Genomic DNA, 25,058 nt, shown 5'->3' with positions numbered 1-25,058 from the left:
CCGAGGACTTCGCCGAGGTCGCGGACGTCATCGCCGAGACGCTCAAGCCGACCTACGACGCGGACGCCCTCAAGGCCCGGGTCAAGGCCCTGGCCGACAAGCACCCGCTGTACCCCGGTCTGAACAAGTAGTCCCTTTTTGTGGGGTGTCCCGCACACTCGTAGGTGAGCGGGACACCCCACGCCGTGTTCCACCCCGTATTGAGGAGTCCCCCCGTGGCCATCTCGGTCTTCGACCTGTTCTCGATCGGCATCGGCCCGTCCAGCTCCCATACGGTCGGCCCGATGCGCGCGGCACGCATGTTCGCCCGCCGCCTGCGCAACGAGGGTCTGCTGGACTCCGTCGCCTCCGTACGAGCCGAGCTGTACGGCTCCCTGGGCGCCACCGGCCACGGCCACGGCACCCCGAAAGCGGTGCTGCTCGGCCTGGAGGGCGCCTCGCCGCGCACGGTGGACGTGGAGTCGGCGGACGAGCGGGTCGAGGCGATCAAGGAGGCGGGCCTGCTGCGGCTGCTCGGCGAGCGCGAGATCCCGTTCTCCTTCGACGACGACCTGGTCCTGCACCGGCGCAAGGCACTCCCCTACCACGCGAACGGCATGACGGTCTGGGCGTTCGACGCGTCCGGGGCGGAGCTGCTGTCGAAGACCTACTACTCGGTGGGCGGCGGCTTCGTCGTCGACGAGGACGCGGTCGGTGAGGACCGCATCAAGCTGGACGACACGGTCCTGAAGTACCCCTTCCGCACGGGCGACGAGCTGCTGCGCCTGACGAACGAGACCGGCCTGTCGATCTCGTCGCTGATGCTGGAGAACGAGCGGGCCTGGCGCACGGAGGAGGAGATCCGGGCGGGCCTGCTGGAGATATGGCGGGTCATGCGGGAGTGCGTGTCACGCGGAATGGGGCGCGAGGGCATCCTGCCGGGCGGCCTGAAGGTCCGCCGCCGGGCGGCGAACACGGCCCGCAAGCTGCGCTCCGAGGGCGACCCGAAGGCGCTCGCCATGGAGTGGATCACGCTCTACGCGATGGCCGTGAACGAGGAGAACGCGGCGGGTGGCCGGGTGGTCACCGCCCCGACGAACGGCGCCGCCGGCATCATCCCGGCCGTCCTGCACTACTACATCAACTTCGTGCCGGGCGCCGACGAGGACGGAGTGGTCCGCTTCCTGCTGGCCGCCGGCGCGATCGGCATGCTTTTCAAGGAGAACGCGTCCATCTCCGGCGCCGAGGTCGGCTGCCAGGGCGAGGTCGGCTCGGCCTGCTCCATGGCGGCGGGCGCCCTGGCGGAGGTGCTCGGCGGCTCCCCCGAGCAGGTCGAGAACGCGGCCGAGATCGGCATGGAGCACAACCTCGGCCTGACCTGCGACCCGGTCGGCGGCCTCGTCCAGATCCCGTGCATCGAGCGCAACGGCATGGCCGCGGTGAAGGCGGTCACGGCGGCGCGGATGGCCATGCGGGGGGACGGCTCGCACAAGGTGTCCCTGGACAAGGTCATCAAGACGATGAAGGACACCGGCGCCGACATGTCCGTGAAGTACAAGGAGACGGCGCGGGGCGGGCTGGCGGTCAACATCATCGAGTGCTGAGGGAACAGGCTCTGACCAGCGCGTTCGTTTCTTTCAGCGCTGTCAGGGCCTTCCCTGCTTACGCGGCGGAAAGTCCCTGGAAGATCCCTGGGACAGGCGTGAAAGTCCCCGAGAAGTCCCCGGGGTGCCCCACTGAGATGGGCTCCTGGGGCTTTTGGCGGCGACGAGTCCCTCAGGCGCACGGGTCCGCCCCCTCCGGTGAGCTTCACACCCCCCTCCAGCACTTCGACGATGTCCTGCGGCATGTGGTCCAGGAGCAGAGCCCCGCCGGTGCCGGTGCAGCAGCAGGGGGTGACGGGAGGTCTGCCGGCGTCGGTCAGGAGCTTGACCAGCCCTGACTGGCGGGCGGGCGTGATGTCCGCATACCTTCCGGGCCTGGTCGGGCTGCAGAAAAAGCACCCGGCCGCCCTCGTCCGTGACCACCATGGTCTTGACTGCGTTCTGCTTGCTCTTGCCCCCGATGGACTTGTCCCGGTCTTTGCGTCCGACGGCTGGCCGCCGGACCCGGATCTCCGTGCCGTCGACGATTCCGGTCGTCCCGGTCACACCGAGGTGGTCGACGACCTCGGCCAGGGTCTGGAGCGGCATGCCGGGACTGACGGTGCAGCCTCGTTCGGCGAGCAGAGGCCGCAACTCGCCGACGGCCCGGGTGATGGTGGAGCGGTCCACGGCGAACCAGCAGGCCGGCACATCATGAGTGGCTCCGTGGCGAAGATGCACGAGCATGGCCAGAAGCCGGTCGACGAACACCAGCCGGTGCTTCGCACCGGCGCCCACGGCCCGCTTCCGCGTCCGGGACGCAAGCCTGGCCGTTCGTGCCACAACGGGCCAACCTCAGTGACGAGTTCAGCGATCGCAACGGCCGACAGGCCCGTGATCCGCCGGTTGCTGATGATCACTGCACAGGTCGCGGTTCTCACCAACCATGCACAAGCTCGTTTATCCGAGCCCTGACGAAGTTTCTGGTCTCACTTTCACCCCAGACCCCTTAGCGCTCTAATTCATTACCGACCCGCACCGGCGACAGGAAGCCTCCGGACCAGGATTTAGGAATCGAGAAAACGCATTAAACCTCAGTTTACTGACGCGCGACTGACCGAGCACTGATATGGAAATAATTGATGATTTCACTAGCTGCCCGCCAATGCACCGTGTAGGCTTTCACCCCAGTTCCAGAGCACCGGATCAACCTTTCATTCTCCCGTATGTCGGCCGATCCATGCCCACCTGTCTCCCCTCGAAATCCACCCATTCTTTGGTGAGCTTCTGGAGTCTTCATGCAGTCGAGTCCGGCACAGCCCGCCTTTCGCGAGTGCGTCGATCCCGCGCTGCTCCGTGCCTGCTTCGGCCGGTTCGGCACAGGGGTCAGTGTCGTTTCCTACTTCTACGACGGGGCCGCCCACGGCGTGACGGTCAGTTCCTTCACCTCGGTGTCCCTCAACCCTTCCCTGCTCCTGGTCTCCCTCGACCGCCGTTCCCGCTCGTGCCAGAAGCTGCGGAACGCTCACTTCACGGTCAATGTCCTCAGCGCCGACCAGATGGATCTCGCCCTGCATTTCGCGGGCCGCCCAGGTCCCGGAGTCGACATTCCCTGGGCCGACCAAGAGGGGACGCCCCGGCTCGAAGGAGCAGTCGCCTGGCTCCGCTGCGCCCCCTTCCACGCGTACGACGGCGGGGACCACGTCCTGTTCCTGGGAGAGGTGATGGCCTGCGCCACCGGTCCCGGAGAACCACTGCTCTTCCAGGACGGTGAGTTCCGCCGGCCGGGGTCCCTACTCAGCCGAAACTGAAGAAGGTCACGATGAAGGTCACGTATTTCCAACAGGTTCCCTATCGGCATCTGCCTCCGGATTTCGCCGAGCGCTACGAATCCGTGGTGAGCACGCCTTATCACGCGCTCACCCGGCCCGAGCAGGTGGCGGACGCGTTCCAGGACGCCATGGGCGAGCTCATGCACGCCGCACGGGCCGGCTTCGACGCGCTGGTGGTGACCGAGCACGGCCAGTGTTCGTACGACATGGTGCCCAACCCGGACCTGCTCGCCGCGGCACTGGCCCACGCCACGGAGGCGGAAGGGCTCTCCACCGCCATCTACCCGCTCGGCCGGTCCCTGGGGAAGGCCCGGGAACCGCTACGGGTCGCCGAGGAGCACGCCGTGCTCGACTGCATGAGCAGGGGCCGTCTCGTGTGCGGTTTCCCGATCGGCCTCGGCTACGACGCCAACGTCAACAACGGTGTGCCGCCGATGGAGACGCGACCGCGCTACGACGAGAACCTGCGGCTCATACTCCGGTCGTGGACGGCCCGGGAACCCTTCGCATGGAACGGCCGGCACTCCCAGCACCGCATGGTCAACCTGTGGCCGAGGCCGATGCAGGATCCGCACCCTCCGGTGTGGATCACCGCCACCGGGAACCCGCGCACCATCGAGTTCATCCTCGAATCCGGCTTCGGCTTCAACTACTTCGGCTGGTTCGGCGCCCGGACCACCGCGCCGCGCATCTTCGAGCGCTTCTGGGGCACGGTGGATGCGCTGGGCAAGCCGGTCAATCCGTACCAGGTCGGGTTCATGCAGCTCATCGGCGTCGCGGAAACCGACGAGAAGGCTGAGAAGCTCTACGCGGAGCACGCCGAGTACTTCTTCCAGCGCGGTCTGGGAAGCGTCCCGATGGAGCGCATGATGCTTCCCGGGGGTATCGACATCCGCGGCGTCGAGGCACTGCTGCGCGACCCGGGTGACACGGGGCTCTACGCCCGTATGCGCACCGCCCCGTTCCGGGATCTGGCCGAGACCGGATGCGCGATCGTGGGCAGCCCGGACACGGTGGCGGAGCAGCTCATCGACATCATCAAGCGGCACCGGATCGGCAACCTCCACGCGATGCTGCAGTTCGGCTCGATGCCCGCGGAACTGACCAAGTTCAACATCGACCTGTTCGCGGCGGAGGTGCTGCCGCGGCTCAAGGGGATCTGGCGGGACGACGCGCCGCCCCATCACTGGTGGCCGGAGCGCCTGGGCGGCGATCTGAGCCCGCTGCGGGCCGCGGCCGGCGCCGTCACGGGAGGTTTGCGATGACCGGGCAGAAGGCCGCCGTGGAGCGGCGGGAGGCGCGGGTCTGTGCAGGGCGGCTGCGGATCGGTTTCCGGGTCGTGGGCAGCGGTCCCGGCCTGGTCTACTTCCAGGCGGGCGGGCCGGCTCCCTGCCCGCTCCTGGACCGACTCGCCGAGGACTTCACCGTCCATGTCCTGGAACTGCCGGGAACCAGCCCGGGGGATCCCTACGCGGTCCGTGAACTCGACGGACTGTGGGACCTGGTCCTCGCCTGCGAGGAGGCCCTGCGGGCGCTGGAGCTGACCGGGGCGCCGGCGATCGGCCACGGCTTCGGCGGTATGCTCGCCGCCGAGATCGCCGCCTGCTACCCGGAGGCGTTCGCCAAGCTCGTCCTCGTCGCCCCGCTCGGTCTGTGGCTGGACGAGACACCGGTGGCGGACTGGATGGCCGCCGCACCCACCGAATTGCCGCGGCTGCTGTTCGCCGACCCCGAAGGCCCCGTGGCCCGCGCCGCCGTCACGCCGCCGGACGACCCCGAGGCCGCCATCACCGCTGCGTCGGCGAGCCTGTGGGCGACGGGCTGCGTCGCCAAGTTCATCTGGCCGATCCCGGACCGCGGGCTGGCCGGAAGGCTGCATCGGATCGCGGCACCCACGCTGCTGCTGTGGGGCGAACAGGACCGCCTCAACCCCGTGGTCTATGCGGAGGAGTTCGCCCGCCGCATCGCCGGCAGCGTCGTCAAGACGATCCCCGAGTGCGGTCACATGCCGCAGTGGGAACAGCCCGCAGACACCCACCACGCCATCGCCGACTTTCTCTCCTGAGCAGCTGAGCACCTGAGCGCCTGGCCGCCGAGCACTGCCGTCAGTCGCGTATCAGTCACCGCTGGTTGGATCCGCCGGGGGCCACCGGCGGCTACCCGAGCCCCTGGAGTCAGCGCCCCGCCACCAACCCGAGACGAGGCAGGCACACCATGGTCACCTTCGACGAGTCACCGGTCCAGCTCGGCGTTCTGCTGCCCACGCGGGAGCAGGCGATCGTCGGGAACTTCGCGGCCTCCCCGCTGCTGGACTTCGCCCGCCAGGCCGAACAGCTCGGCTTCGACTCCCTGTGGACCGGTGACTCGCTCACCGCACGTCCCCGGCTCGACCCGCTCGTCGTGCTCTCCGCGGCCGGCTCGGTGACCCGGTCGATCACCCTGGGCACGGCCGCACTCACCCCGGCGCTGCGCCATCCGCTGATCGGGGCCAACATGATCGCCAGCCTCGATCACGTCTGCGGCGCACGGCTGGTCCTCGGTCTCGGTTCGGGTTTCCCCGTGCCGGAGACCGAGGAGGAGTTCGCCGCCGTGGGCGCGTCCTTCGCCGGGCGGGCCGGCCGGCTCGACGAGATCACCGCCGTATGGCGCACGGCCTGGGCCAGTGGCGAGCCGGGTGCGCCGAGCGAGTTCACCGGGCGTCACTGGCAGGTGCGGAACCTGGACCGGCTGCCCAGGCCGCTCCGCCCCGGCGGTCCGCCGCTGTGGCTCGCCGGCAGCGACACCCCCCGCGTGCTGGCCCGGGCCGCGCGCCACTACGACGGCTGGCTTCCCTTCCTGCCCTCGGCCGAAGCGTACGGGCGCGCGTGGCGGCGCCTGGGCGAGCTGCGCGCGGAAGCCGGCCGTCCGGCGGGCGCGGTGCAGGCCGCGTTCTACGCGACGATCACCGTGAACCAGAACGAGAAGGAGGCCAAGCGGGAGCTGGAGCACTACATCGAGCACTACTACGGCCGCTCGCTGGAGACGATGTCCGCGATCCAGGCCTACGGCTGGGGCAGCTCCGAGAGGTGCGCGCAGTGGCTGGCCGGATACGTCCGCGAAGGCGTCCGGCACATCGTCATCCGCGTCGGGTCGCTCGATCCGGAGCCGCAGTTGAAGGAGATCGCCGAGGTGCTGCTGCCCGCGGTCCGCGCGCTTCGCTGACGTCGTCGTCCGGAGAGTTTCCATGACCATGCTCACTCGTCCCGGGCCCGCCTCTTGGTTCACCGCGCCCGACCCCTCCCTCGACGCCGAGGCAGTACTCTTCGTCTTCCCGCACGCCGGGGGCACCGCTCCCCTGTACCGCACCTGGGCGCAGACCCTGCCGTCCACCGTCGACGTCCGTGTCCTACGGCTTCCCGGGCGCCAGGAGCGTTTGAGCGAGCCCCCCTTCACCCGGCTCGCGCCCCTCCTGGACGAACTCCAGGAGGCGCTGGAGGCCGAGCTCGACGGCCGGCCGTACCTCCTGTTCGGGCACAGCTTCGGCGGCCTGCTCGCCTACCGGCTGACGGTGGCGGTGCAGGAGAGCGGCGGCGAAGTACCTCAGCTGCTCGCCGTCTCCGGCTGGGCCCCCGAGCTGAGCTCCTCCCGGGAACTCGACCACGTGCACGGGATGACGGACGAGCAGCTGCTGTCGCGGGTGGCGGAACTCGGTCTGATGCCGGACGGCATACCGGCCAACCGGGAGCTGCTCGCCACCGTCATGCCGTCCCTGCGGGGGGACTTCCGTGTCGCGGCCGACTACCGGGACGACAAGACGGCCGTCTCGTGCCCCGTCGCCGCCTACTCCGGGACGTCCGACCCCCTCCTGGTCCCCGACGGCCCGGACGCCATGGCCGTCTGGGCGGACCGCTCGGAGGCCTTCCTGGGGTCGACGGAGTTCCCCGGGGGCCACTTCTACCTCTTCGAACACGCGACCGCGATCCACAGCAGCCTCGACCGGCATCTTCGTCGACGGCTGGCCGCGACGAGGTGACCCCGCCTGAGAGGAGAGCACACCGCCATGGACGAACTGCATACGGACGAACTGAATCACGAAGCGCTGTGCGACGGCATGGCCGCGGAGGCGCGGCTCCTTGCCAAGTCGCTCGTCGAGGCCGACCCCGAGACGCCGGTCGCCGCGTGCCCCGGCTGGAACACCTTCCAGCTGACCGCCCATCTGTACCAGGCCGTGACCTGGGGGGCGGCTCTGGTCAGGCGCGCTTCCACCGAGTTCGCGCTGCCTCACACCTTCCTTCCCGAGTTGGCCGCCAACTCCTACGATCCGGACGCGACCTGGCCGCACTACATCGACGCGCTGACGCGGGACTTCACCGAGGCGGGTGCCGTCCCGGCGGACCCCCAGGTTCGCGCGGCCTGGCTGGAGCACGCCGCGGACGGTTTCGTGACCGTTCTGCGCCAGGCCGGGCCGCACACCGCGGTGTGGACCCCCTTCGGTGAGCCACACAGCAGGTTCTGGGCCAGCTGGGGTGCTCTCGAAATCGCCGTACACCGCGCGGACGTGGACGCCGCGCTCGAGGTGACTCCCCAGCTCGACACGGGCCTGTGCCTGGACAGCATCAACTTCTGGATGAAGGCCACCACGACACCGGCCGCAGCCGGCTTCTTCAACCCCCGGTTCGCCAACCTGCGCGAGGGCACGCAGCTGCGCGACGGGGAGAAGACGCTCCTCTTCCGGGCCGTGGGCCCCGCCTCCACGGTGGTCAAGCAGTGGCACGTCGCGCGTACCGCCGCCGGGCCCGTCGCGCTCGGGCCGGAGCACGAGACGGCGGACGTCACCGTCACCGCCCCCGCCGACCTGCTCCTGCTGCTGCTCAAGCGCCGTAGGCCCGCCACCGCACCGGGGGTGGAGATCACCGGGGACGCGTCCCTTCTCGACCACTGGCTGGAGAACACCTTCGGATAGCCTCCGAACGAACGGCCCTCACACGGCAGGCGCTCGGCCCGGAAAATCCGGCCGAGCGCCTGTGCGGTTCTGGGCCCGGCCCAGAGGCCGTTCACGTCTCCTGCATGGCCAGCGCCTGCTGGAGTACCTCGTCTCCCTCCGGCGCGTCGATGTCGAGGTCGAGCACGGTGCTGACCCGGGCGACGAGGTAGTAGAAACCCACCAGTGCCAGGCTCTCGACGAGCTGTTCGTCGTCGTAGTGCTCCGCCGCCGCGGCGTAGACGGCGTCGTCGACCCGCGGACCGCGGGTGACGGCTGCGGCGAACCGCAGGAGGGCCCGCTGGGCCGCGGTGAAGTCGGCGGCGTCGAGGTCGCCCCGGCGCAGTGCCGCCCGCTGGTCGTCGGTGACGCCGAGGGACTTCGAGATCGGCACGTGCTGCGCCCACGAGTACTCGGTTTCATTGGCGCGTGCGCAGACAAGGATGAGGAGTTCCCGGTCGACGGCGTCGAGTACCGCCGCGCTGCCGAAGAGCGCGGCCCCGAACCGTGCCATGGGTTCGACGGTCTGCCGTGAGTGGCCGAGCACCCGCCAGAGGTTGATGATCTGTCCCCCGCCCAGGGAACGCAGTGACTCCGGCAGGTCGTCCGGCGCCAGATAGGGCACACGAGCCATGGTTGATTCCTCGCTTTCGGGCCGGCCGGAGCCGGCGTCGTCGGAACTGCTCAGGCGGTGTGTGACGCCCGCCACCGGGGCTGGGAGGAACCCCTCGGCACCATGACCTCTCCCGGCCAGGCGCTGGGGGTCTCGCTGAGCCGGACCGGCGGGGCGACGTGCCGGAACTCACCCAGCGGGGTGTCGTGCACAAGCCACTCGGGCGCGGCGGGGAGGGCGTCGGGAGCCACCTCCGCCAGGGCGACGGGGCTGATCCGGCCGAGTTCGTAGGCCCAGTTGGAGGTGCCGGCGAGCGCGACGCGCACCTGGTAGCTGCCGCCTTCCCTGGCCCGGCGCAGCAGCGCGCTCATCACACCCGCCGCCGCGAAGTTGGCGGCGAGGTAGTCGTTGAGCATCTTTCCGGGCGGCATCTGTGGCACCCCGTCCTTGCGTTCGCTCCAATTGACGCCGGTGAGGGCCTGGGCCTGCTGGTCGAAGCCACCGCGGTCGCTCCAGGGGCCGGTGTGGCCGTACGCCTTGACGGAGACGTGGATCAGTCCCGGTGACTGGGCGACGCACTCCTCGGGGGACAGGCCGAGCCGGGCCATCAGCGACGACCTGTGGTTGTGGGTGAAGACATCGGCGGTGGCGAGGAGTTCGTCGAAGATCCGCCGGCCCCGGTCCTTCTCCCGCAGGTCGAGACGGGCCGACCGCTGGCCGACGCCGGTCTCGTTCCAGCACAGGTCGTGTTCGAACGCGTTGGGCTCGCACACGTGGAGGACGTCGGCGCCGTGTTCCGCCAGGGCACGGCCCGCCGCGGTGCCCGCGAAGATGTGGGTGAACTGGAGGCAGCGCAGCCCGGAGAGCGGCTGAGGGCCGGCGGGAAGCGGTTTCGGCGGGCCGTCGCCGATCCGCTCGACCGTCACCAGCGGCTCGGCGAGCACCGCCTTTCCCTGCGGGTGGGCGAGGAATTCGTCGCGGGTACGGACGACCGCGAGCGGAATCCCCCGGGCCGCGGCCGCCTCCTCCAGCTCCCAGGAGTTCCAGCGGGATATCGCGGCGCGGAAGTGCTCCTGGGTGTGCCCCGTGTCCAGCAGCGCCGTCAGTTCGTCGCGCGACCTCGGGTAGCAGGCGATCGGGATGCACCAGCGGCCGTCGGATGTTCGGTAGTAGTCCCACACGGCGGGGGTCGGATTGCCCTCGCCGCTGAAGACGGAGCCCATGTTGGAGCCGTAGCCGTTGATCTCGTTCCCGCCGCCCAGATAGGGCGTGATCTGGTGGAGTGCCTGGCCCAGGTCGAGTTCCAGGCGCTGACTCCGGCCGGTGCGGTCCTGCCAGACCTGTGCGGCCCCGACGGCCGAGGACAACAGAGAAATACCTATCGCGGCCCCCATCCTGATCGTGGAGGGAACTATGGGATCGCTGCCGGTGACGGTCAGTTCGTCGACCGCCTTTTCGCGGGATAATCCCAGGACGTCAAGGACCTTGTCGAGTTCGCTGAGAAGCTCGAAGTCATCACCTGTCATGCCCCGAAGATAGCATCGAATGGCGGCTTGTAAACCGTGGGTTCTCGGCTCCGAAATGAGCTTCTCTTCGCCGTCAGTGCGACATCAGTCCTGCGTCAGCAGTTCCTGTTTTGATAAGACGGAATGCAGGCGGTTTCCGAGTGTGCGGAGGGTTTGTGGTGCGGGACCAGCGCGTGGATATGAGGGAACTTCTCCCGCAGGAGCGAAGGGAGCTGCTTGAGACCACCGTGGTCGGCTTGTTCAGGGCCGCGCTGCTCATGGCCGAGGACGATGATTTTCCCCTGGACCGGGGGTTCTTCGATCTCGGCCTCACTTCGCTCCGGCTGAGCGAGCTCAAAGGGGCCATCGAAGCGGAATTCGGATGCGAGATCGACACCGCGGTCCTCTTCAGCCGTCCCACCACAGAGCAGCTGATCAATTATCTGGCGGACGAGGTCTGGACCGTCTGAAGACTGGAGAGAACGGTGACAGAAACCTCCGATTCGGTACGGGCAGAGCTTCGCGCCGCCCTTGAGGATATCCGCCGCAAGGACGAGCAGATCAGGGAGCTGAGGCGCGAGCAGCAGGAACCGATCGCCATTGTGGGGATGGGTCTCCGCTTCCCCGGCGGAAACCGTGATCCCGACGGATTCGCGGAATTTCTCCGGGAGGGAAACTCGGGCATCCGCCCGCTTCCGGACGAGCGCAGGCACCTCGCCCCGCAGCCGGGCCCGGACTCCGGGCCGGGCGGGCTGCGCCCGGTGGGTGGCTTCCTCGACGCCATCGACCGGTTCGACGCGGCGTTCTTCAACATCTCGCCCAAGGAAGCCGTGTACATCGACCCGCACCAGCGCCTCACGCTGGAGACGGCGTGGGAGGCGCTGGAGCACGCCGGCATCGACCCGGCCGCGCTCCGCCACGGCGACACCGGCGTCTTCATGGGCGTGACCACGCTCGACTACATCTTCGAGTCCGTCGAGCTGGCCGCCGCCGATCTGGACGGCTATCTCGCCCCCGGACTGAGCCACAGCGGGGTATCGGGCCGGCTGTCGTACTTCCTCGGTCTGCGCGGCCCGTGTCTGACCGTCGACACGACCTGCTCCTCATCGCTGGCCTCCGCCCACCTCGCCGTGCAGGCGCTGCGCGCCAAGGAGTGCTCCCTGGCCCTGTCCGGCGGCGTCAACGTCATCCACAACGCCCTGAACCACACGATTCTCCAGACGGGGAACATGCTCGCCCCCGACGGGCAGTGCAAGACGTTCGACGACAGCGCGGACGGCTACGCCCGCGCCGAGGGCTGTGGCGTCCTGGTGCTCAAGCGCCTCAGTGACGCGGAACGGGACGGCGACACCGTGCATGCCGTGATCCTCGGCTCGGCCGTCGGGCAGGACGGCGAGAGCGCGGGGCTGGCCGCGCCCAACGGCGCGGCCCAGGAGGCGGTGCTCCGTACCGCCCTGGCCCGGGCCGGGCTGACACCCGGCGACATCCAGTACGTCGAGGCGCACGGCACCGGCACCGCGCTGGGTGACCCCACCGAGCTCGGTGCGATCAGCGATGTCTTCGGCGAGTCGCACAGCCCCGCCGATCCGCTGACGGTCGGCTCCCTCAAGACGAACCTCGGCCACATGGAGGGCGCCGCCGGGGTCGGCGGCATCATCAAGACGGCCCTGCAACTTAGGGAAGGGACGATCTTCCCGCATCTCAACTTCGTCAATCCGTCCCGGCGCATCGCCTGGGACCAGGCACCGGTCACGATCCCGGTGCGGAGCGCGCCGTGGCCCGGCACCGCGCCACGGCGCGCGTTGGTGAACGGCTTCGGCGTCACCGGCACCATCGCCGGCGTCGTCCTGGGCGAGGCCCCCGCGCGGGCGGCCGTGGAGTCCAGCCACGCACCAGCGGACCGGGAACCCTCCGGTGGGGTCTTCACGCTCTCCGCGAAGAGCCGCAAGTCGCTGCGGGCCCTGGCGGAGCGCTACCGGACCCTGCTGGCCGAGCAGCCCGGACTGCCGGTGGCCGACATCTGCCGGACCAGCAACACCGGGCGCGCGCACTTCAAGTTCCGCCTGGCCGGGCACGTACGCGACCACCGGGATCTGAGCCGCCTCCTGGACAAGCACCTCACCTCGCTGGAGCGGGGCGGGACGGCACCCGCCGGGGCCGCACCGAAGGTGGCTTTCCTCTTCACCGGCATGGGCTCGCAGTATCCGGGCATGGGAGCCGCCCTCTACCAGCGGTACCCGGTCTTCCGTGCCGCCCTCGACGCGTGTGACGACCTCTTCCGCCCGCTGCTGGGCCGGTCCCTGAGGGACCTCATGCTCGACGCAAGCGACGACTCCGGGCTGATCGACGCAGCCGACTACGCCCAGCCCGCCGTCTTCAGCTTCGAATACGCCCTGGCCCGGCTCTGGCTCTCGTGGGGCCTGCGGCCCTCGGTGCTGATCGGCCACAGCCTCGGCGAGCTGACCGCGGCGACGGTCGCCGGGCTCTTCCCGCTGGAGGACGCCGCGCGGCTGGTGGCGGAGCGGGGCCGGCTGAGCCAGTCGGCCTCGGACCGCGGCGGGATGGCCGCCGTGGGCGCCCCGGCGCACGAGGTGGCCCCGCTCCTCGACGCGTATCCGGACCTCGTGGTCGGCGCCGTCAACGGCCCCACGCAGTGCCTGGTCTCGGGCGACCGGGACGCGCTGGCCCGCCTCGGCGAGACGCTGAAAGCGAAGGGGGTGAGGTTCACGCTGCTGCGGGCGTCGGTGCCGTACCACTCGCCGCTGCTCGCGGGGGTCCTCGACGACTTCCGCGCGGTGCTCGCGTCCGTCCGGTTCGGTACGCCGGAGCTGCCTCTGGTCTCCAACGTCACCGGCAGGGTGGCGAAGCCCGCCGAGATCGCCACGCCCGAGTACTGGGCACGCCATCTGATGGAGCCGGTCCGGTTCGAGGACGGCGTCCGCGCCGTGGAGAGGCGCGGACGTCACGCCTTCGTCGAGATCGGGCCGACGACCGCGCTGACCCCGCTCGCCCGGAACTGCGCCGAGCGCACGGACCATCTGTGGGTGGGCAGCACCCACCGCGACGACCACGAGGCGGACCAGGTCCTCAGGGGGCTGGCCCAGTTGTACTCCGTCGGCGTCCCCGTCTCCTGGTCCGGTCACCACCAAGGCCGTCCCCGGCGTGGGGTGCCCCTGCCCACGTACGCCTTCGAGCGCAAGCCGTACTGGCTTCCCACACCGCAGCGGCAGGCCGCCGAGGCGGCGTGGAAGGCCGAGCGCACCCCGGAGGACAGGCGCGAGGCCGACCGGCACCTGTACCACGAGGCCCACTGGGTCAAGCAACCGGTGCCCAAGGGAGACCCGGGACAGCGCCGCGTCCTGGTGCTGAACCGCGATGCGGAGCACCACCCCCGGCTCTCCGCGCGCGCGGCGGACACCGGCCTCCACCTGGCCTTCTCCCGCCCCGGGGACGACCTGGCCGACGCCCTGCGTACGGAGTCCCCCACCGACCTGTGCTGGTTCTGGCGTACGACTCCCCCAAGCACCGGGGACGCGGCCACGGTCGTCGACCGGCTGCGCGCGGAGTGCGAGGAGAACTACCGGGCTCTGCTCAACGTGGTGACCACGCTCGGGCGCGAGAGCTTCGGCCGCAACCAGCGCCTCTGGCTCGTCACCGAGGGGGCCCAACTGCTCCCGGGCGACGTGCCGGACGACGGCGAGGCAGCGACCGCCGCAGCCACTCTGTGGGGTTTCGGGCGGGCGCTCGGCGTGGAGTGCCCCGGTTACCAGGTGACACTGCTCGACCTCCAGGGCGGTGACAGCGACGACCAGGTCCTGCTCGGGGAGTGGCTGGCGGCCCGGGAGCCGGAGTTCCAGCTGGCCCACCGGGACGGGGAACGCTGGGTGCGGCGGCTGCGCACCACCGCCCCGGAGGAGCCGGCGGCCCCGCGGCGGCCGGTCACGGTCCGGCCCGACCGTACGTATGTGATCGCCGGCGGCCTGGGGACGCTCGGCCTGACGACGGCCCGGCGCCTGGCCGCAATGGGCGCCCGTCACCTGGCGCTGCTCTGCCGTACCGGGGCCGGACAGGAGGAGTTGTCCCGGCTCGGCCTCGGTGACGGGGTCGAGGTGACGGCGTACCGGTGTGACATCGGCTCGGCCGAGGACGTCGAACGGACCATGGCGGCGCTCGCGGCGGACGGCCCCCCGGTCGGGGGCATCGTCCACGCGGCCGGGGTCGTGGCCGACGCGGCGATCGGCGACCAGACGTGGGACACGATCGACGCGGTATTCCGCACCAAGGTCTACGGTGCCTGGCTCCTGCACCGGGCCGCGGCGGACCTGCCCGAGCTGGACTTCTTCCTCGGCTACTCGTCGGCGTCCGCGCTGGTGGGGGCCACCATGCAGACCAACTCCTGTGCGGGCAACGCCTTCCTCGACCATCTGATGGCCCGGCGGGCCGGGCGGGGCATGCCGTCGCTGAGCGTCAACTGGGGCCCGTGGGGCTCGGACGACCCGCAGCGCAGGCTCAGCGCCTCGCTCGTCAAGAGCTGGGAGAACCAGGGCATCCTCTTCCTCGATCCCGCGGAGGCCATGAGCACGCTGCCCGTGCTGCTCGGCGGTGAGCGGGCCCAGATCATGGTCGGCCACTGCGACTGGGAGCGCTTCATCGCCCGCAGGCCCCGCAACGCCTTCTACACCGATCTGACGACGCGTGACGACGACACCTCCGGCCGTACGGTCCTGGATGTCGGCTCGCTGATCGCCGCCCCGGAACGCGAGCGGTTGAGCGGCATCAACACGCTCGTGCGCGTCCGGATCGCCGACGTCCTGCAGTTCGACGACGCCGACGACCTCGAACCCGACGCCGAACTGCCGGCTCTCGGCCTGGACTCCCTCAACGCGGTGGAGGTGCGCAACGCCCTGGAGTCAGCCTTCCGGGTCACCCTGCCCGCGTCGATCGCGTTCGACCAGCCCAGGGTCGACCTGTTGGCCGACTACCTCGACCGGCTGCTCACGTCACCCCCGTCCGCTGCCGCATGAGGCCGCCCCCGACCACGAAGAGACGGAGAAGGCAGGTACCCATGGACTCGACACCACCGCAGGACAAGCCCCGAACGCTCGACGCCGTCATCGCCCACCAGGCCCGACGGCGGCCCGCGCACCCCGCCGTCCTGTGCGAGGGCCGCGTCGTCACGTACGCCATGCTGCACCGGGAGAGCAGCCGGACCGCACACCTGTTCCGCTCCGCGGGGATCGGTGACGGCTCCCGCGTCGCCTACCTGGGCAAGGAGTCGGAACACCTGTGGGAGACCGCCTTCGCCTGTGCCAAGACCGGTGCCGTGCTGGTTCCCGTCAACTGGCGGCTGACCGCCGAGGAGGTCGACCACATTCTGCGCGACTCGGGCACCGAACTGCTCCTCGTCGACGAGGAGCACCTGCCCGTCGCCGAGAAGATACGCCGTGACCTGCCGAAGCTCAGGACGGTCCTCCGGGTCGACGCGGCGGACGGCGAGGCCGACTCGCTCGCGGCCCGCAAGGCCGGCAGCCCGGACAGCGAACTGCCGGTGTCGGGCGACAGCGACGCTCCCGTCGTACAGATCTACACCAGCGGCACCAGCGGTCTGCCGAAGGGTGTGGTGCTGCCCCACCGCAGTTTCTTCAATGTCGCCGAAGCGATGGACTCGCACGGTCTCGACTGGTTCGACTGGAAACCCGACGACAGGAGCCTCATCGGCATGCCGGGCTTCCACATCGGCGGGATGTCGTACGCCATGCAGGGCTTCAACGCGGGCGTGACCATGGTGTCCGTACCGATGTTCATCAGCTCGGAGGCGGTGCGCCTGATCGACGAACTCGGCATCACCACGGCCATCGTCGCGCCGGCCATGCTCCAGATGATGCTCGCCGAACCGCGAGCGGCCCGCGGGGCTCTCGACTCCCTGCGCAAGGTGGTCTACGGCGGTTCACCGATCTCGGACGCGCTGCTGCGGCAGTGCCTGGAGCGGGTCGACTGCGACTTCCTGCAGATCTACGGCAGCAGCGAGACGGGGAACTTCGCGGTGTGCCTGCCCCCCGCGGACCACGTCCTGGGCAGCCCCCGGCTGAAGGCGGCGGGCCGGCCGTATCCGGGGATCGAGGTCAGGATCGTGGACCGGCGGGGCGAGGTGCTCGCGCCGGGCGAGACCGGCGAGGTGTGCGTCCGTACGCCCGCGCGGATGCTGGACTACTGGGGCCTGTCCGAGGCCACGGCCAGGACCGTCGTGGACGGCTGGATCCGCATGGGCGACGCCGGCTACCTCGACGAGGACGGCTATCTCTACATCTGCGACCGTGTCAACGACATGATCATCGTCGCCGGGGAGAACGTCTACCCGACGGAGATCGAGAACGCCCTCACCCAGCACCCCGCCGTGGCCGACGCGGCGGTGGTGGGGGTCGCGCACGACCGCTGGGGCGAGTCGGTGCACGCACGTGTGGTGGCCGTCCCGGGCCGGCAGGTGACCGCGCGGGAGCTCATGGTCTTCCTCAAAGGGCGCATTGCGGACTTCAAGATCCCGACGGCGTACGACTTCGCCGACAGCCTGCCGCGCAACCCCAGCGGCAAGACCCTGCGCCGTGCCGTGCGGGACGATCTCGCGAGGGCGGGGTCCGCGAGCGGTTAGGGCCTGTCGTCGCATTCCCGTCGTCCGCCCGGCGCACGGGCCGACGCGGCTTCACCACTGGTATCGACCCTCAGGAGAAAACGGAATGAGCGTTGCCCTTGTCACCGGCACCAGCGCCGGCATCGGTCTTGAGACAGCCCTGACCCTCAGCCGCCGCGGCGTCACCACCTATGCCTCCATGCGGAACACGGCCAAGGCGGGCGAGCTCAGGGAGCGGGCCGCGGCGGAAGGGCTGACCGCCGAGGTGATCACGCTGGACGTCAACGACAACGCATCCGTGACCGCGGCGGTCCGCAGCATCGAGGATCGTCACGGAGCCGTCGACATCCTGGTCAACAACGCGGGCAACCACCACACGGGGCCGATCGAGGCGCTGCCGCTGGAGCAGGCCGAGAGCATCATCGACACGAACCTCATGGGACCGGTACGCACCACGAGGGCGGTCCTGCCCGCCATGCGCGCGCGTGGCAACGGCGTCATCGCCAACATCGGGTCCATCTGGGGCCGGTTACCGAGCGCGCCGCAGACCGCCTTCTACAACGCGAGCAAGGCCGGTCTCTCCGCCATCACGGAGTCCCTCGCGTGGGAGGTCGGGCACTTCGGCATCCGGGTGCTCCACCTCGCTCCGGAAGTCTTCAGCACGGACATCGCGCACCGGCAGTCACCCGAATACGCCGAGCCGTACACGGCGGACGCCCAGTGGGTCGACCACTTCCGGCAGGTGTCCTCGCAAGGGGCCCCCTCCCCCGCCGTCGCCGCCGAGAGCATCGTCGAGGCGGTCCTCGGCCCGGGTACGCCACTGCACCAGTACATCGGCCCCGGGGCGAGCAAGCCGTTGTTCGACATCGCCGCGGCGGCGGCGGGTTCCTACGAACGCTGGGCCGAGTCGGCGCTCCCGCTCTTCGAGTCCATCGCGGGCCCCCGTCCGGTGCCGTCCTCCGCCGAGGATGACCCACATCAGTGATCCACGCACGCCGGGAGGGGCGGCCCGCGGCGAGCGTCGCGGCCCGTCCCTCCCGGCCTGTCAGGGGTCAGGACTGGACGGGCAGCTTGGCGGCCAGCACGATCTGGGTCTGCGTGGTCTGGCCCACCGGCCGTCCGTCGTCGTCCTGCAACTCCGTCTGCACCACGATCAGGGTCCCGCCGACGTGGAGCGGCGTGGCGGTGGCGTGCAGGGCGCCGGAGCGCACCGCCCGGAAGAAGTTGGTCTTGGACTCCACCGTGGAAGTGCCGGAGCCCGCAGGCAGGTTGAGATAGCCACAGACGGCGCCGACCGCGTCGGCCAGCGCCATCAGGGCCCCGCCGTGCAGAACGCCCCCGGCCGTGCACAGTTCGGGCGACCAGGGCAGCGAACCCGTGGTCTGGGCGCACGTGGCCTCGTGGAGGGTGATTCCGAGCCGGACGGCGAACGGCATGGTCGCCAACAGGTCGGCGGGGCTGGGGGGTTGGGTGAGGTCAGTAGTCATGGAGATCACCCTTCCAGGCGCCGGAGATCCTGGGGAGACGGCGGCCTGGTCGTGCGGGGCGAACACCCGGGCGGAAAAGCCCGATCCGCCCTGCGGCCCGGGCCAGGCCACTCGGTCGCGACGTCCAGGAGCCGGTCGGTGAGGTGGCCGACGTAGGAGGAGCGGAACAGCACCCAGAATCCGGTGTCGGGCCGACCCCGGGCGACCAGCACCACCTGGGTGCGGCCGAGGGCAGAGGAATGATCCGGGAGTCCGCGGCCGACGTCTTCCGGCCATGAGCCCGCTGCCCGAGCGGGAGCCGCCACCAGGCCGGGCGCGCCCGATCGGATCAGGCCGGCCCGACCGGCGCGGACACGGCACTGACACAGGCGGGCCGGGGTGGCGGACCGCCGCTCCGGTTCCCTCCCCGGACGGGGGACGACGATTACCTGAGGGGTAATCGACGGGCTCCCTGGCACCCGGCACAGTGGTCGCGTGGCCGCGCCGACACCGCGGCTTCGTCACACCACCCGAGGAGAGACGTCCATGACGAATTACGCCATCGCCGCCGAGCGCTACTTCGCCGCGTGGAACGCCGACGGGGCCGAGGCGATCGCCAAGGCCGTGTCCGACGCCTTCACCGAAGACGCCACCTACACCGACCCGCTGGCCGACGTGGCGCGCCACGAGGGCATCGTCGCCGCAATCTCCGGCGCGCAGGCCCAGTTCCCGGGCTTCGAGTTCGTCATGAAGGGCTCGGTGGACGGCAACCACCACATCGCCCGCTTCTCCTGGGACCTGGTGTCGAAGGCAGATGGCTCCTCTCCGGCTGCCGGCTCCGACGTCATCACCATCGCCGAGGACGGCCGGATCAGCTCCGTCAGCGGCTTTCTGGACCGGCTCCCGGGGGCCTGATCTCGCCGAGCATGTCCCGCAGGGCGGCGGCCGTCTCCTGGTCCGAGGGAAGAAAGGTCTCGATGGCCAGCTCGGAGACGGTCACGTCCAGCGGGGTGTTGAAGGTCGTCAGCATCGAGACGAACGACAGCTGTCTGCCCTCCCGCTCGATCAGCAGCGGCAGGGCGTACGGGGCACGGGCGGTCGGCTCCGGGGTTCCGCTGTCGGCCACCGGATAGGCCGCCACCTCCTCGTACAGGTCGGCCAGCGGGGCCGAGCCGCTCACCGCGATCTGCCGTTCCATCTGGTCCAGCAGATGGGCGCGCCACTGGGCGAGATTGCGGATCGCGGGAGCCATGCCCTCCGGATGCAGTGCCAGGCGCATGGTGTTGATGGGTGGGGTCAACAGATGGTCGGCGACGCCCGAGACGAGGACGAGCAGACTGCGGTTGGCCCCGACGACGTTGTACAGATAGTCGTGCACGAGAGCCGGGTTCGGGTCGTGCACGGCCAGCAGCCGTTCGAGTTCGCCGTTGAGGGTCCTCATCGCCGGGTCGTTCAGTGGGGTTTCAGGGAATACCGGGGCGAATCCGGCGGCGATCAGCAAGGTGTTGCGTTCCCGTACGGGTACGTCCAGTTGCTCGGCCAGCCGCAGCAGCAGGGTGTGGCTGGGTTTGGCCCGGCCGGTCTCGATGAAGCTGATGTGCCGGGCGGAACTGTCGGCTCGCGAGGCCAGTTCGAGCTGGCTGACCCCGCGTCTGTCCCGCCACCTCCGGAGGAGTATTCCGACGTCGAGGGTGCCGAGCGGTCCAAGTAATTGAGTCGTCATATGTTCAACTTTATCTGCCGAGCGGCCGACCGGGGAGAAACGCGCAGTCAAAACGGAGCAACGGTGCATGACGCTCAGTCGACCTTCCGGTCCTGCGCCAAGACCCTGCGGCGCACGCGGGTTTCCGAAGCGAACAGGATGGTGTCGCGAAGGTCGCGCAGGGCCCGGCAAGCCGTGCGACAGAGAACCAGGGCACGCGTTTCGGGTCGAAGTGCGGTGGCGCGCCGGCCACGGAGAACGCGGCCGCCGGCCTGCCCGGTGGCGCCAACCACCGTACGGGACCGCAGGCCGGCCGCGACGACCTACTCGGCGGCCGCGAAGTCGAAGGCGAGCAGGGCCTTGCCGAGGGCGGTGCGGTGCGCGGAGAACCGGGCGCCGGCCGCCCCGGAAACCGAGGCCGATGTCACCGAGCCGGGTGCTCAACGGTGTTGCTGCCGGCTCGCTCGACCACGTCGTTACGCCGCGGGATCCCGAGCAGACAGAAGGCCGTGGACCTTGTCGACGGCGGTTTGGTGGTCACCGGACCGTTCCGGTTCAGGCGTGGTCGTCCTCTTCAGGCATGGCCGTCCGCTCCGGAGCGGGGCTCCGTCCGGACGGACTGCTTCAGGCGCGCTCGGCGAGGGCCGCGCCCACCCAGTCGCGCAGTCGGCCGGCGTCCATCGTGCCGAGTCCGGCGGCGGCCTTCGCGGTGTCCGCGTCGCCGCCGATGCCGACGAACTTCTCGCGGACCAGGTTCTCGTGGCAGGCCCGGGTGTGGTCACCCATCGCGCCCAGCGGGACGAGCCGCTCGCGGGTGAACGCGCGGCCGTCGTTCAGACGTACGGTGACCCGGGCGCCGGTCGCCTTGGTGGCGGCGGTGAAGTCGGGCTCAGGCGGCCGGGCCGCGTCGAGGGCGATCCGGGCGGTCTCGGGCCCGCCGAACTCCAGCAGCCAGGGCTCGGCGGCGGCGCCCGCCCGGCGGACGGCGGCGCCGAAAGGCGCGGCGGAGTCGAACAGCGCGCGGGTGAGCTCGGGGTCGTGGGCGAGCCGTACCCGCTCCGCGAGCCGCCAGCGGGCCGCCTCCGCCAGCGCAGGGCGCTCGAAGTCGGCGACCGTGAGACCGCCGGTGAGCAGGGCGGTGGCCACCGGGTAGGGGGTGTGCAGCACCAGCGCGCCCAGCGGAGCGTCGGGGCCGGTGACGTAGCGGTCGGCGCGGCGGCCCGCGTAGAGGGTGTAGAGGGAGGCTTCCACCAGCGCCTCGGCCACCGTCGCCGGGTCCAACGCGCCGACGGTGGCGCGCAGTTCGGAGTGGAGCTCGATGGCGCAGTCCACGGCCGCGTCGATGCCGGGGCCACCCGGGCGCATCTTGAATGACAGTGTCTCGGTGTGCCAGCGCCGGCCGAGACCGCCGGTGACCTCGTCGGGCAGCGGTACCGCGGCGAGCGCCGCGAGGAAACCGTCGGGGTGTTCGAGGAGGTCGGGAGCGCCGTGCAGCCCGGCGGCGGCCGCGTCGCAGGCGTCCATGGCGGCCCGTACCGGTGCGAGGGCGTTGAGGAGCCGGGCGTCGCTGGCCAGGAAGGCCCGCATCAGCGGCCGGTGCGGCAGGGCGAGGGCCAGCCCCAGGGCGTCGGTCCACCGCCGGGGGTCCGTGACACCCTCGGCGTGCAGCCGGCCGCAGACGGCGCCCACCAGGTGGGTGTGGATCGCGCTCTGTCCGCGCAGCGGGCCGAGGGTGGCGGCGGCGGTGATGCGGGCCGCGCACTCGTTGGCGACGACCACGGCCGCGATCAGCCGGGCGCCGGTCAGCCCGTGGGCGTGGGCGAAGGCGAGAGGGACGGCGACGGTCGAGTTGGAGAGGTGGCCGGCGTAGGCGGTGTCGTCGAGGTTCAGCCACGAGCCGAGTCCGGCCAGGACGCAGGCGCTCTGCCGGGCGTCGGGCTGCAGCGGTTCGCCGAACGCGGCGATCATGCGGGCGCCCAGTGGATGGGCGGCTCCGGCCCGGATCGACGCGGCCTGGGACAGGATCTGACTGGCGGCCAGCGCGCGGACCCGCTCCGGGAGGTCGTCGTGGGTCAGCCGGGCGGCCCAGTCGCACAGCTCCTGCAGGGGCGTCACCGGCGCTCCTCGACCGCGGTCGTGGCGAGTACGGCAGTTTCGGCGCCCCACACGGGGAGGGCGCCGGGCAGCACGTCGAAGGTGAGGCAACCGAGCTCGGGCGGCTGGAGGTTGCCGTCGTACTCGAAGCAGAGAGGTACGCCGTCGAGCCGCTCGACGACGATGCGGCGGCCGCGGCCGTAGTGGACGCCGGGCAGGCCGAGGTGGGCGGCGCGGCGGGTGAGTTCCGGGACCTCGTGGGGGTCGACGGGTGAGCCGATCACGCAGACGTCGAGCAGTCCGTCGTCCGGCTCCGAGTGCGGCAGCACCTGGTAGCGGCCGCCACGGAAGCGGCCGCCGCCGACGTTGGCGAGCACGGTGGGGCCCTCGTGGAGCACCGTCCCGTCGACGGTGACCCGGCCGGGGTACGGCGCGAAGGCGTCGGCCGCCTCGGCGAACGCCGTGGTGTAGCGGTCCCGTCCGGTCTGGGGGACGTGGCGGGCCACGCGCAGGGCGTCGGCGATGACGCCGGAGCAGGCGCCGAGGAACACCTTGGCACCGGTCTCGGCCAGGTGGGCCAGGTCCAGCCGGTGCAGCCGGGCGCCGTGCCCGGGGCCGTCGAACACCGCCCGCAGGGCGGTCTGCCAGGGGCGGTCCGCCCAGAGCATCTTGTACCCGGAGTTGCCCGTGCCGGCCGGCACGATGACCAGGGCCGGGCGGGCGCCGGAGTCGGTGCCGACGGCACCGATGAGGCCGTCGACGACCTCGTGGACGGTGCCGTCGCCGCCCACCGCCACGACCAGGTCGGGCCGAGGATGGCCGCCGGTGCCCGCGCGCGCGGCGCGGACCGCCGAGGTGGCATCGCCGCGGCCGGCGGTGGGGTGCAGGCGTACATGGGCCGCGTGGGCGGCGCACAGGGCGAGGACGTCCGCCGTCAGGCGCTCACTCGTGGTTCCCGCGGCGGGGTTGGCTACGACGAGAACGCTCCGCACGGGCGCCTCGGACTCCTCGGTCATGGACACGCTCCGAATTCCGAATACCGGCGGGGGCGGACACAGCACGACAGAACGGCGAGCGGAGAGGGCAGGATTCGAACCTGCGCAGGCGGACAAACCACCCGACCGAGGAAAACCCCGGCCCCCGATAAACCACTCCGGGCACCTCTCCAAGCGGAGAGGGCAGGATTCGAACCTGCGCAGGCGGGTCCAAGCGGAGAGGGCAGGATTCGAACCTGCGCAGGCGGGCAAACCACCCGACCGAGGAAAACCCCGATCCCCGATAAACCACTCCGGGCACCTCTCCATCGATCCCGGTTCCGGTTCGCTTTCGCTCTCCGGCGCCGTTCACGAGAACAACTCTGCCGGACCTTTCTGACATCCCGCTGATATGCTCCTGACCGCACTCGGGAATGAATTCGTCAGAGCACAGTCAGTTGCTTGTCAGGCGCCTCACCGAGGCTGGAGTTCCACCCGTCCCACCCGACGGACCATCTCGCGCGAGGGGACCCAAGCATGAATCCTCCTTATGACGAAGCCTTATCGCGACATCGGAGCGAACGGACCGCGGGAGCGTCGGCGACCTTCGCCGAACTGCTCCAGCGCGTCAAGGCGGAAGGCCTGCTGGATCTGGCCCCCGGCTACTACTTCTTCCGGCTGACGCTGAACGCTGCGCTGTTCGCCGCCGGACTCGTCGCGTTCTTCGCTCTCGGCGACTCCTGGCTCCAACTGCTCGTCGCCGTGTGGATGGGCCTCAGCGGCGGTCAGAGCGCGTTCATGTGGCACGACGCGGGCCACAAGGCCATGTTCCGCAGGCGCCGCCCCGCCGACGTGGTCGGCTACATCCACGGGAACCTCGTCAACGGGGTCAGCTACGGCTGGTGGGTCAACCACCACAACCGGCACCACTCGCACCCCAACCACCTGGACATGGACCCGGACATCGGCCGGCGCACCGTCATTTTCGACATCAAGCAGTACCCGAGCCGCACGGGCCGCCAGCGGCTGGTCGTCCGCTACCAGAGCGTCCTGTTCTTCGTGCTGCTGGTGCTGGAGTCGTACAAGATGCAGAAGACGGCCGTGCAGATGATCGCCCGCCGCGAGGTGCCCCGCCCCGTGCTGGAGGGCGTGCTGCTGCTGGTGCGCGCGGCGATCTACCTGACGCTCGTGTTCACGGTCCTGTCCCCGCTGCTCGCGATCGCCTTCGTCCTGGTGCAGCAGGCCACCCTCGGCGTGTACTTCGGCCTGATGTTCGCCCCGAACCACAAGGGCATGGAGCTGCGCGACGGCGAGGAGGAGAGCCTGGACTGGCTGGCCCGCCAGGTGCTGACCTCCCGCAACATCCGGCCGTCCCTGCTCATCGACTTCCTCTACGGCGGGCTCAACTACCAGGTCGAGCACCACCTGTTCCCGTCGATGCCGCAGAAGAACCTCGCCCGGGCCCGTGAGCTCACGCGCGACTACTGCGCGGAGCGCGGGATGCCGTACCACGAGGTCGGTTTCTGGGCCTCGTACAAGGAGGTCGCGAGCTTCCTGCACGAGGTCAGCGCGCCCGTGCGCGACGGCCGCACCGGCCCCACGGCCCAGGCAGCCTGACCGCTCCCCCGGCCCGGCTCCGGCAACTCTCCCCGCCGGAGCCGGGCCGCGTCACGTCCCGGACATTCCCCCGAGCGTCCCGGGCTTCCCCAGCTCCCCAGCTCCCCA

Annotated in this window: 21 protein-coding genes, 2 tRNA genes and 1 pseudogene; 14 read left to right on the top strand and 10 right to left on the bottom strand. The window is 70.5% G+C overall.

Going from position 1 to position 25,058, the window contains the following annotated elements; translation table 11 throughout:
* Positions 1–131 (top strand): annotated as a pseudogene (locus tag ADK36_RS48225) (serine hydroxymethyltransferase); the annotation flags it as partial.
* 84 nt (positions 132–215) lie between these two features.
* Complete coding sequence (locus tag ADK36_RS27760; RefSeq protein ID WP_048583385.1) at positions 216–1,583, top strand: L-serine ammonia-lyase; 1,368 nt, start codon at positions 216–218, stop codon at positions 1,581–1,583.
* Positions 1,584–1,625: 42 nt separating this feature from the next.
* On the opposite strand, the gene ADK36_RS50500 is transcribed toward ADK36_RS27760, so the two are convergent.
* Positions 1,626–2,309, bottom strand: coding sequence for a transposase (locus ADK36_RS50500; protein WP_234329897.1), 684 nt, complete (start codon positions 2,307–2,309; stop codon positions 1,626–1,628).
* A gap of 551 nt (positions 2,310–2,860) precedes the next feature.
* On the opposite strand from ADK36_RS50500, the gene ADK36_RS27755 reads away from it, so the two are divergent.
* The 6 genes from ADK36_RS27755 (at position 2,861) to ADK36_RS27730 (ending at position 8,336) form a co-directional block, all read left to right on the top strand.
* Positions 2,861–3,373 (top strand): flavin reductase family protein, encoded by a 513-nt coding sequence (locus ADK36_RS27755; RefSeq protein ID WP_048583384.1) that lies wholly within the window; start codon positions 2,861–2,863, stop codon positions 3,371–3,373.
* 11 nt (positions 3,374–3,384) lie between these two features.
* Positions 3,385–4,659: an LLM class flavin-dependent oxidoreductase gene (locus ADK36_RS27750; RefSeq protein ID WP_048583383.1), complete on the top strand. Its 1,275-nt coding sequence runs from the start codon at positions 3,385–3,387 to the stop codon at positions 4,657–4,659.
* Complete coding sequence (locus tag ADK36_RS27745) at positions 4,656–5,459, top strand: alpha/beta fold hydrolase (RefSeq protein ID WP_048583382.1); 804 nt, start codon at positions 4,656–4,658, stop codon at positions 5,457–5,459. The genes ADK36_RS27750 and ADK36_RS27745 overlap by 4 nt, the downstream gene beginning before the upstream one ends.
* A 149-nt stretch (positions 5,460–5,608) precedes the next feature.
* Positions 5,609–6,595 (top strand): LLM class flavin-dependent oxidoreductase, encoded by a 987-nt coding sequence (locus ADK36_RS27740; RefSeq protein WP_053199468.1) that lies wholly within the window; start codon positions 5,609–5,611, stop codon positions 6,593–6,595.
* A 22-nt stretch (positions 6,596–6,617) separates the two neighbouring features.
* Positions 6,618–7,406 (top strand): thioesterase II family protein, encoded by a 789-nt coding sequence (locus ADK36_RS27735; RefSeq protein WP_048583380.1) that lies wholly within the window; start codon positions 6,618–6,620, stop codon positions 7,404–7,406.
* A gap of 27 nt (positions 7,407–7,433) precedes the next feature.
* Positions 7,434–8,336, top strand: a complete 903-nt coding sequence (locus ADK36_RS27730; RefSeq protein WP_053199467.1) for a maleylpyruvate isomerase N-terminal domain-containing protein — start codon at positions 7,434–7,436, stop codon at positions 8,334–8,336.
* A 91-nt stretch (positions 8,337–8,427) separates the two neighbouring features.
* Here the strand turns inward: ADK36_RS27730 and ADK36_RS27725 are convergent, their stop codons facing one another.
* Entirely contained in the window at positions 8,428–8,988 is a 561-nt protein-coding gene (locus ADK36_RS27725) for a carboxymuconolactone decarboxylase family protein (protein ID WP_159029215.1), read from the bottom strand.
* Between the two features lie 50 nt (positions 8,989–9,038).
* Positions 9,039–10,493, bottom strand: coding sequence for a CoA transferase (locus ADK36_RS27720; protein WP_048583377.1), 1,455 nt, complete (start codon positions 10,491–10,493; stop codon positions 9,039–9,041).
* 158 nt (positions 10,494–10,651) lie between these two features.
* On the opposite strand from ADK36_RS27720, the gene ADK36_RS27715 reads away from it, so the two are divergent.
* From ADK36_RS27715 to ADK36_RS27700, 4 genes are all read left to right on the top strand, one after another.
* Positions 10,652–10,942: an acyl carrier protein gene (locus ADK36_RS27715; protein WP_199830260.1), complete on the top strand. Its 291-nt coding sequence runs from the start codon at positions 10,652–10,654 to the stop codon at positions 10,940–10,942.
* Positions 10,943–10,957: 15 nt separating this feature from the next.
* On the top strand, positions 10,958–15,496 hold the full coding sequence (locus ADK36_RS51020; protein ID WP_053199463.1) for a type I polyketide synthase: 4,539 nt from the start codon (positions 10,958–10,960) through the stop codon (positions 15,494–15,496).
* A gap of 41 nt (positions 15,497–15,537) precedes the next feature.
* A complete protein-coding gene (locus ADK36_RS27705) occupies positions 15,538–17,118 on the top strand; it encodes a long-chain-fatty-acid--CoA ligase (RefSeq protein ID WP_048583375.1) in 1,581 nt (526 codons plus the stop codon).
* 85 nt (positions 17,119–17,203) lie between these two features.
* Positions 17,204–18,082, top strand: coding sequence for an SDR family oxidoreductase (locus ADK36_RS27700; RefSeq protein ID WP_048583374.1), 879 nt, complete (start codon positions 17,204–17,206; stop codon positions 18,080–18,082).
* A gap of 67 nt (positions 18,083–18,149) precedes the next feature.
* On the opposite strand, the gene ADK36_RS27695 is transcribed toward ADK36_RS27700, so the two are convergent.
* The gene (locus tag ADK36_RS27695) at positions 18,150–18,584 is read right to left on the bottom strand and encodes a PaaI family thioesterase (protein WP_053199462.1); all 435 of its coding nucleotides are present in this window, start codon (positions 18,582–18,584) and stop codon (positions 18,150–18,152) included.
* 525 nt (positions 18,585–19,109) lie between these two features.
* On the opposite strand from ADK36_RS27695, the gene ADK36_RS27690 reads away from it, so the two are divergent.
* Positions 19,110–19,478, top strand: coding sequence for a nuclear transport factor 2 family protein (locus ADK36_RS27690; protein ID WP_048583372.1), 369 nt, complete (start codon positions 19,110–19,112; stop codon positions 19,476–19,478).
* On the opposite strand, the gene ADK36_RS27685 is transcribed toward ADK36_RS27690, so the two are convergent.
* From ADK36_RS27685 to ADK36_RS49035, 6 genes are all read right to left on the bottom strand, one after another.
* Positions 19,444–20,286 carry a helix-turn-helix domain-containing protein gene (locus tag ADK36_RS27685; RefSeq protein ID WP_053199460.1) on the bottom strand — a complete coding sequence of 281 codons (843 nt, stop codon included), beginning with the start codon at positions 20,284–20,286 and terminating at the stop codon, positions 19,444–19,446. The two genes, ADK36_RS27690 and ADK36_RS27685, sit on opposite strands and share 35 nt — an antisense overlap.
* A gap of 302 nt (positions 20,287–20,588) precedes the next feature.
* A complete protein-coding gene (locus tag ADK36_RS51145; RefSeq protein WP_107086918.1) occupies positions 20,589–20,693 on the bottom strand; it encodes an IclR family transcriptional regulator C-terminal domain-containing protein in 105 nt (34 codons plus the stop codon).
* Between the two features lie 196 nt (positions 20,694–20,889).
* A complete protein-coding gene (locus ADK36_RS27680) occupies positions 20,890–22,380 on the bottom strand; it encodes an MmgE/PrpD family protein (RefSeq protein ID WP_053199458.1) in 1,491 nt (496 codons plus the stop codon).
* Entirely contained in the window at positions 22,377–23,375 is a 999-nt protein-coding gene (locus ADK36_RS27675; protein WP_053199456.1) for a diacylglycerol/lipid kinase family protein, read from the bottom strand. Before ADK36_RS27675 ends, ADK36_RS27680 begins: the two co-directional genes overlap by 4 nt.
* Positions 23,376–23,434: 59 nt before the next feature.
* Positions 23,435–23,526, bottom strand: a tRNA-OTHER gene (locus ADK36_RS49040).
* Between the two features lie 43 nt (positions 23,527–23,569).
* Positions 23,570–23,661 (bottom strand) — tRNA-OTHER (locus tag ADK36_RS49035).
* A 209-nt stretch (positions 23,662–23,870) separates the two neighbouring features.
* Between ADK36_RS49035 and ADK36_RS27670 the strand changes: the two genes are divergently transcribed.
* The gene (locus ADK36_RS27670; RefSeq protein WP_048583368.1) at positions 23,871–24,950 is read left to right on the top strand and encodes a fatty acid desaturase family protein; all 1,080 of its coding nucleotides are present in this window, start codon (positions 23,871–23,873) and stop codon (positions 24,948–24,950) included.
* Positions 24,951–25,058: the final 108 nt, after the last annotated feature.

It is taken from the genome of Streptomyces viridochromogenes (assembly GCF_001270495.1).
GTDB classification, from domain to species: Bacteria; Actinomycetota; Actinomycetes; order Streptomycetales; family Streptomycetaceae; genus Streptomyces; species Streptomyces viridochromogenes_A.
This window is presented reverse-complemented; position numbering and strand designations above follow the sequence as displayed.

What these genes read in the sequence shown, in the direction of transcription:
- ADK36_RS50500 (WP_234329897.1), bottom strand. Translation starts at nt 2,309, where the DNA reads ATGCTCGTGCATCTTCGCCACGGAGCCACTCATGATGTGCCGGCCTGC.
- ADK36_RS27755 (WP_048583384.1), top strand. Translation starts at nt 2,861, where the DNA reads ATGCAGTCGAGTCCGGCACAGCCCGCCTTTCGCGAGTGCGTCGATCCC.
- ADK36_RS27750 (WP_048583383.1), top strand. Translation starts at nt 3,385, where the DNA reads ATGAAGGTCACGTATTTCCAACAGGTTCCCTATCGGCATCTGCCTCCG.
- ADK36_RS27745 (WP_048583382.1), top strand. Translation starts at nt 4,656, where the DNA reads ATGACCGGGCAGAAGGCCGCCGTGGAGCGGCGGGAGGCGCGGGTCTGT.
- ADK36_RS27740 (WP_053199468.1), top strand. Translation starts at nt 5,609, where the DNA reads ATGGTCACCTTCGACGAGTCACCGGTCCAGCTCGGCGTTCTGCTGCCC.
- ADK36_RS27735 (WP_048583380.1), top strand. Translation starts at nt 6,618, where the DNA reads ATGACCATGCTCACTCGTCCCGGGCCCGCCTCTTGGTTCACCGCGCCC.
- ADK36_RS27730 (WP_053199467.1), top strand. Translation starts at nt 7,434, where the DNA reads ATGGACGAACTGCATACGGACGAACTGAATCACGAAGCGCTGTGCGAC.
- ADK36_RS27725 (WP_159029215.1), bottom strand. Translation starts at nt 8,988, where the DNA reads ATGGCTCGTGTGCCCTATCTGGCGCCGGACGACCTGCCGGAGTCACTG.
- ADK36_RS27720 (WP_048583377.1), bottom strand. Translation starts at nt 10,493, where the DNA reads ATGACAGGTGATGACTTCGAGCTTCTCAGCGAACTCGACAAGGTCCTT.
- ADK36_RS27705 (WP_048583375.1), top strand. Translation starts at nt 15,538, where the DNA reads ATGGACTCGACACCACCGCAGGACAAGCCCCGAACGCTCGACGCCGTC.
- ADK36_RS27700 (WP_048583374.1), top strand. Translation starts at nt 17,204, where the DNA reads ATGAGCGTTGCCCTTGTCACCGGCACCAGCGCCGGCATCGGTCTTGAG.
- ADK36_RS27695 (WP_053199462.1), bottom strand. Translation starts at nt 18,584, where the DNA reads ATGACTACTGACCTCACCCAACCCCCCAGCCCCGCCGACCTGTTGGCG.
- ADK36_RS27690 (WP_048583372.1), top strand. Translation starts at nt 19,110, where the DNA reads ATGACGAATTACGCCATCGCCGCCGAGCGCTACTTCGCCGCGTGGAAC.
- ADK36_RS27685 (WP_053199460.1), bottom strand. Translation starts at nt 20,286, where the DNA reads ATGACGACTCAATTACTTGGACCGCTCGGCACCCTCGACGTCGGAATA.
- ADK36_RS27675 (WP_053199456.1), bottom strand. Translation starts at nt 23,375, where the DNA reads ATGACCGAGGAGTCCGAGGCGCCCGTGCGGAGCGTTCTCGTCGTAGCC.
- ADK36_RS27670 (WP_048583368.1), top strand. Translation starts at nt 23,871, where the DNA reads ATGAATCCTCCTTATGACGAAGCCTTATCGCGACATCGGAGCGAACGG.